General features: G+C 72.7%; 6 protein-coding genes. 2 read left to right on the top strand and 4 right to left on the bottom strand.

Annotated features, from left to right (window positions below; all coding sequences use genetic code 11):
- The coding region (locus ACFWEP_RS32360; RefSeq protein WP_387375521.1) for an MFS transporter at positions 1 to 350 on the bottom strand (350 nt) is incomplete at its 3' end.
- 99 nt (positions 351 to 449) lie between these two features.
- Here ACFWEP_RS32360 and ACFWEP_RS32355 point away from each other — a divergent pair.
- Entirely contained in the window at positions 450 to 821 is a 372-nt protein-coding gene (locus ACFWEP_RS32355; RefSeq protein WP_387375519.1) for an ArsR/SmtB family transcription factor, read from the top strand.
- Positions 822 to 976: 155 nt separating this feature from the next.
- On the opposite strand, the gene ACFWEP_RS32350 is transcribed toward ACFWEP_RS32355, so the two are convergent.
- Both ACFWEP_RS32350 and ACFWEP_RS32345 read right to left on the bottom strand, forming a co-directional pair.
- Positions 977 to 1,378, bottom strand: coding sequence for a PPOX class F420-dependent oxidoreductase (locus ACFWEP_RS32350; RefSeq protein ID WP_387375518.1), 402 nt, complete (start codon positions 1,376 to 1,378; stop codon positions 977 to 979).
- Between the two features lie 68 nt (positions 1,379 to 1,446).
- Positions 1,447 to 1,659 carry an MbtH family protein gene (locus ACFWEP_RS32345; protein ID WP_387375516.1) on the bottom strand — a complete coding sequence of 71 codons (213 nt, stop codon included), beginning with the start codon at positions 1,657 to 1,659 and terminating at the stop codon, positions 1,447 to 1,449.
- A 154-nt stretch (positions 1,660 to 1,813) separates the two neighbouring features.
- On the opposite strand from ACFWEP_RS32345, the gene ACFWEP_RS32340 reads away from it, so the two are divergent.
- A complete protein-coding gene (locus ACFWEP_RS32340; protein ID WP_387375514.1) occupies positions 1,814 to 2,980 on the top strand; it encodes an alpha/beta hydrolase-fold protein in 1,167 nt (388 codons plus the stop codon).
- Positions 2,981 to 3,039: 59 nt separating this feature from the next.
- Here ACFWEP_RS32340 and ACFWEP_RS32335 read toward each other — a convergent pair.
- Positions 3,040 to 4,294 (bottom strand): ABC transporter transmembrane domain-containing protein (locus tag ACFWEP_RS32335; protein ID WP_387375512.1); only part of this gene is annotated, 1,255 nt, incomplete at its 5' end.

Here is a 4,294-nt window from a genome sequence, read left to right as displayed (position 1 = left end):
CTGGTCGCGGTGGCGAAGGCCAGGCAGGCGACCAGGGCGAGCCCGAGGGCGGGCAGCAGCACGGGTTTGCGCCCGACGCGGTCGGAGACCACGCCCGAGACCAGGAGGGAGCCGATGAGGCCGACGATGTAGAAGGCGAAGACGACCGTCAGAGTGCCCTTGGAGAACCCGATGTCCCGCTGCCAGAGCACGTACAGCGGGGTCGCGGCGTTGGAGAGGACGAAGACGGCCGTGACCGGCCAGGCCGCGAGCCAGATCCACCACAGCGGGGCGGGCGGACGAGTAGCGGGGCCGACCGGTAACCCCCCGGGTGCGGTGCCGGCTTCGGTTCGGGATGCGGTTGCGGACATGGCTGTGCCTTCCGGACGTCCAGCAGTACGAGTCGAGTCGAACTTAGCATGCAGTACGATCGAACTCGTACAGTGGAATCGAGCCGCGAGGGACCACCGATGCCCGACACACCCGTCACGCCCACCGCGTCCGCCGCACCCCTCGGCCTGCCCGACCCGCTACCGGAACCCGCCGCCCAGGATCTCCGCCTCGAAACCGTCCTCGGCGCCCTCAGCGACCCGCTCAGGCTCACCATCGTCCGCAAACTCCTCCTGGAATCGGAGGAGTTCGACCACTCGTGCGGCTGGTTCGGACTCGACCGCCCCAAGTCCTCGCTCACCCACCACTTCAAGGCGCTGCGTGAGGCGGGAGTCACCCGGCAGCGGCAGTACGGTCTCGAACGGCGCAGCCACGTCCGGACGGAGGATCTCGACGCCCGCTTCCCCGGGCTCCTCGCGCTCGTCGCCGCGTGGACTCCACAACAGCCCTGACCGGGCCGCCGGGTACGACCACGGGCCCCGGCGGCGGCCGCCCGGAGGGGGACGGCAGCCACGGGGGCCCGTGACGGAGAATGGGGGAGCTTCAACCGGCCCGTACGGAGTTTCCGGGCCGCTATCGGGTCCGGCCGCCCGGCCGGTCCGGGGGCTCACACGGCGAAGCCGTTCACCCGCTCCGGCGTGACCCGGACGATCAGCCGCGTCTCCGCCGCGCTCTCGGCGGGCGGATCCTCGCCCAGATAGCGCTGCGAGAGCCGTTTCGGCAACGCCTTGCCCGGGTCGGGCAACAGTTCGGCGGTGCCCCGGATCTCGGCCGACCGGTACGGGTTGCCCAGATCGAAGACCGTGAGGCTGACACGCGGGTCGCGCTCGATGTTCCGGGTCTTCTTGCGTCCGGCGGTCACGGAGATGAGCAGCGTGTCGCCCTCGCGCTCGAACCAGACCACCGACGTCTGCGGACCGCCGTCCGGGTTGATCGTGGCGAGGGTGGCGAAGTTCTTTCCGTCGAGGAGCCCGGCGGTGGCGGGGTCGAAGCCTTCGAATGACGTCATGCCCACCAGCAACCGGGCACCGGCGCGAAATCTTCCCCCGGCTCGCCGGGGAGGGACGCTCCGAGGAGTCAGACCTCCGTGGAGGCGACGAGCGAACGGGGGCGCAGGTCGGTCCAGTTGGCCTCGACGTACTCCAGGCAGGCTTCCCGGCCGTTCTCCTCGAAGGCGATGGCCCAACCGCCGGGAACCTCGGCGAAGGACGGCCAGAGCGAGTGCTGGCCCTCGTCGTTCACCAGGACCAGGAAACGGCCTTCGGGGTCGTCGAAGGGATTGGTGCTCATGTGTCAGCGCCTCCTCGGCGGAGCGGCCGGGTGGCCGTGTCGGGGAATGGCCAGCGGCGGGACCGCCGACCACCCGGAGCGAAATCATCAGGTTAGGCTAACCTAATCAGCGCCGAGCCTAGCCTTTCGACTTCCCGCTCACAAGGAGACGTTGATGCTTCCCGCTGCCGAAGGTTTCCGTGCCGGGGACGGACCGCCCCTGCCCGCGGCCCCGCTCCACGCAGACTCCACGAAGGACGCGGAGCTCGCCGACTTCTCGTGCTTCGGGCTGCCCGGCATCCCTGGGTCCGAAGCGTTCTGGGCTTCCGCGCGCACTCCCGCTCCGGTGCCGGGTCCGGACGGCGGCTGGACGCTCCTGTTCCTGTGGCGCGGGTCTCCCGCGAGTCTCGTCTTCGAGAGCTGGTCGGAGCCGGTGCCCCTGCGCCGCCTCGCCGGCACGGACTGCTGGTACGCCCAGGTGGCGATGCCCGCGCGGCTGCGGGTGACCTATCAACTCCTGGCGGACGACGGGGCCCACGCCGATCCGCTCAATCCGGCGGGTGCGGGCGGTGACCGCTCGCTGGCCGCGACCCCGGACGCTCCGCCCCAGCCGCACTGGCCCGTCCTCGGCGCGGACGACGTCCTGCCCCTTCCGCGTACCCGGCTGCGCTGGACGAGCGACCGGCTCGGCGGGCGGCGCACCGTGCGGGTGCACCCGACGGGCGGGGGCGGGCCGTTGGTGCTGCTGCTCGACGGGGACGACTGGCTCCATCTGCACCCGGCCAGCACGGCGTTCGACTCGGCGGTGGCCGCCGGTGAGTTGGAGCCGGTCACCCTGGTCTTCCTGCCGGTGAAGGACCGGGAGGCGGAGTTCGGGTGCCGGCCCGCGCTGTGGGAGGCGGTGCGGGACGAACTGCTGCCGCTGGTGGCGGAGTCCGGTGTGCCCGCGGATCCTGGTCGGCTCGTGGTGGCCGGGCAGAGCCTCGGCGGGCTGAGCGCGCTCTACGCGGCGCTGGAGTTCCCCGGCCTGGTGTCCCGGGTCGCGGTGCAGTCGGGGTCGTTCTGGTGGTCCCCCGAGGCCGCGCGCGCCGCCGATCCGCTGGGCCGCGCGCCCGGGGGCGCCCTGGCCGCGCGGCTGCGGGAGCACCCCGGCCTGTCCGGGCTGCGGGTCGCGTTCGACGTGGGGGAGCACGAGCGGCGGATGCTCCCCCACTGCGAGGTGGTCGAGTCCCTGGCCGAGGCGGCCGGGGCGGCCGTGCGGGTCTCGCGGTCGCCCTCCGGCCACGACCGGGCGGGCTGGCGGCACGCGCTGCTCAGGGATGTCGCCTGGGCGCTCGGCTGAGCCCTGCCGCCTCTCTCGTCGCGGCCGACCCCGCCGCCCCCGGCGGCAGGGTCACCGTGTCATCGCGCCACGGCCCGGCAGTACGCCTCGTCGGTGGCGAGGAGGTGGCGGTGGGTGGCTTCGGCGGTGATGACGCCGTCGTCCAGGACGAGGACCCGGTCGGCGGCGTCCAGCAGGGCCGGGCTGCTGGTGAGCACGACGGTGGTGCGGCCCCGGCGCAGCTCGGCGACGTTGCGGGCGACGAGTTGTTCGGTGACCGCGTCGACGGCCGTGGTCGGGTCGTGCAGGACCAGGATGTCGCTGTCGGCAGCCAGGGCCCGGGCCAGGGAGAGCCGCTGGCGCTGTCCTCCGGAGAGGTTGGCGCCCCGGTCGCGGACGGTGTGGTCCAGCCCTTCGCGGTGCAGGGCGACGACGTCCGTCAGCAGGGACGCCTCGACGGCTTCGGGGATCATGTCGCTGGTGCCGGAGGGGTCGATGTTGGTACGCAGCGTGCCCGCGAAGATCTCCCCGTCGTACGGGTTCACCAGCATGTGCGCGCGTACGGCCTCGGCCGGCAGGTCGCCGATCTCCTGGCCGCCGAGGCGCACCACGCCCTCGTAGGCGTGGGGCGGCACGTTGAGGGCCAGAATCGCGGCGAACTCGGCCGCCGCGCGCGGCTGGTAGGCGGCGATGGCGACGAACTCCCCCGCCGCCACCTGCAACTTCAACTCGCGCAGTGAGCCGTGGCGGACTCGGTCGATCTCCAGGTCGCCGCCCGGCTCGGGGCTTCCGGTGCCCGGGGCAGAGAGGGGCGGGGCGTCGAGGACCAGGGCCATCCGCCGGGCCGACGCGCGGGCCATCATCACGTACTTCGGCATCTCCGAGAAGAGCTTCAGCGGCTCCATGATGAACTGCGCGAGCCCCACCGCCATGACGAGTTCCCCGATGGTGATCTGCCGGTCGAAGGCGAGCCAGCCCGCCGCCAGGGTCACGACGGCGGCCAGAGCCGCGTTGAGGGCCGACGAGGCGCCCGCATAGGCTCCGTTCACCCGGGCGACGGTGATCGCCTGGTGCTTCGCCTCCGTGCTGACCTGCCGGTACGACCGGAACGCGGCGTGGTTGCCGCCGAAGCCGTGCAGCGGGCGCAGGCCGGTGATCAGGTCGGCGACCTTCGCGCCGGCCCGGGCCACCCGGGCCTGCTGTTCCTGGGTGCTCGCGCCGATCCGCTTCGACATCACGCCGAGGACGGAGAGGATCGCGACGGCTCCGACGAAGACCAGCAGGCCGAGCCGCAGGTCGGCGAGTCCGAGTGCGGTTCCGGCGACCAGGATGGCG

It is taken from the genome of Streptomyces sp. NPDC060198, from assembly GCF_042728415.1.
Lineage (GTDB): Bacteria > Actinomycetota > Actinomycetes > Streptomycetales > Streptomycetaceae > Streptomyces.
Note: the sequence above shows the minus strand (reverse complement) of the source record. Positions and strands in the feature narration are given on the sequence as shown.

What these genes read in the sequence shown, in the direction of transcription:
- ACFWEP_RS32355 (WP_387375519.1), top strand. Translation starts at nt 450, where the DNA reads ATGCCCGACACACCCGTCACGCCCACCGCGTCCGCCGCACCCCTCGGC.
- ACFWEP_RS32350 (WP_387375518.1), bottom strand. Translation starts at nt 1,378, where the DNA reads ATGACGTCATTCGAAGGCTTCGACCCCGCCACCGCCGGGCTCCTCGAC.
- ACFWEP_RS32345 (WP_387375516.1), bottom strand. Translation starts at nt 1,659, where the DNA reads ATGAGCACCAATCCCTTCGACGACCCCGAAGGCCGTTTCCTGGTCCTG.
- ACFWEP_RS32340 (WP_387375514.1), top strand. Translation starts at nt 1,814, where the DNA reads ATGCTTCCCGCTGCCGAAGGTTTCCGTGCCGGGGACGGACCGCCCCTG.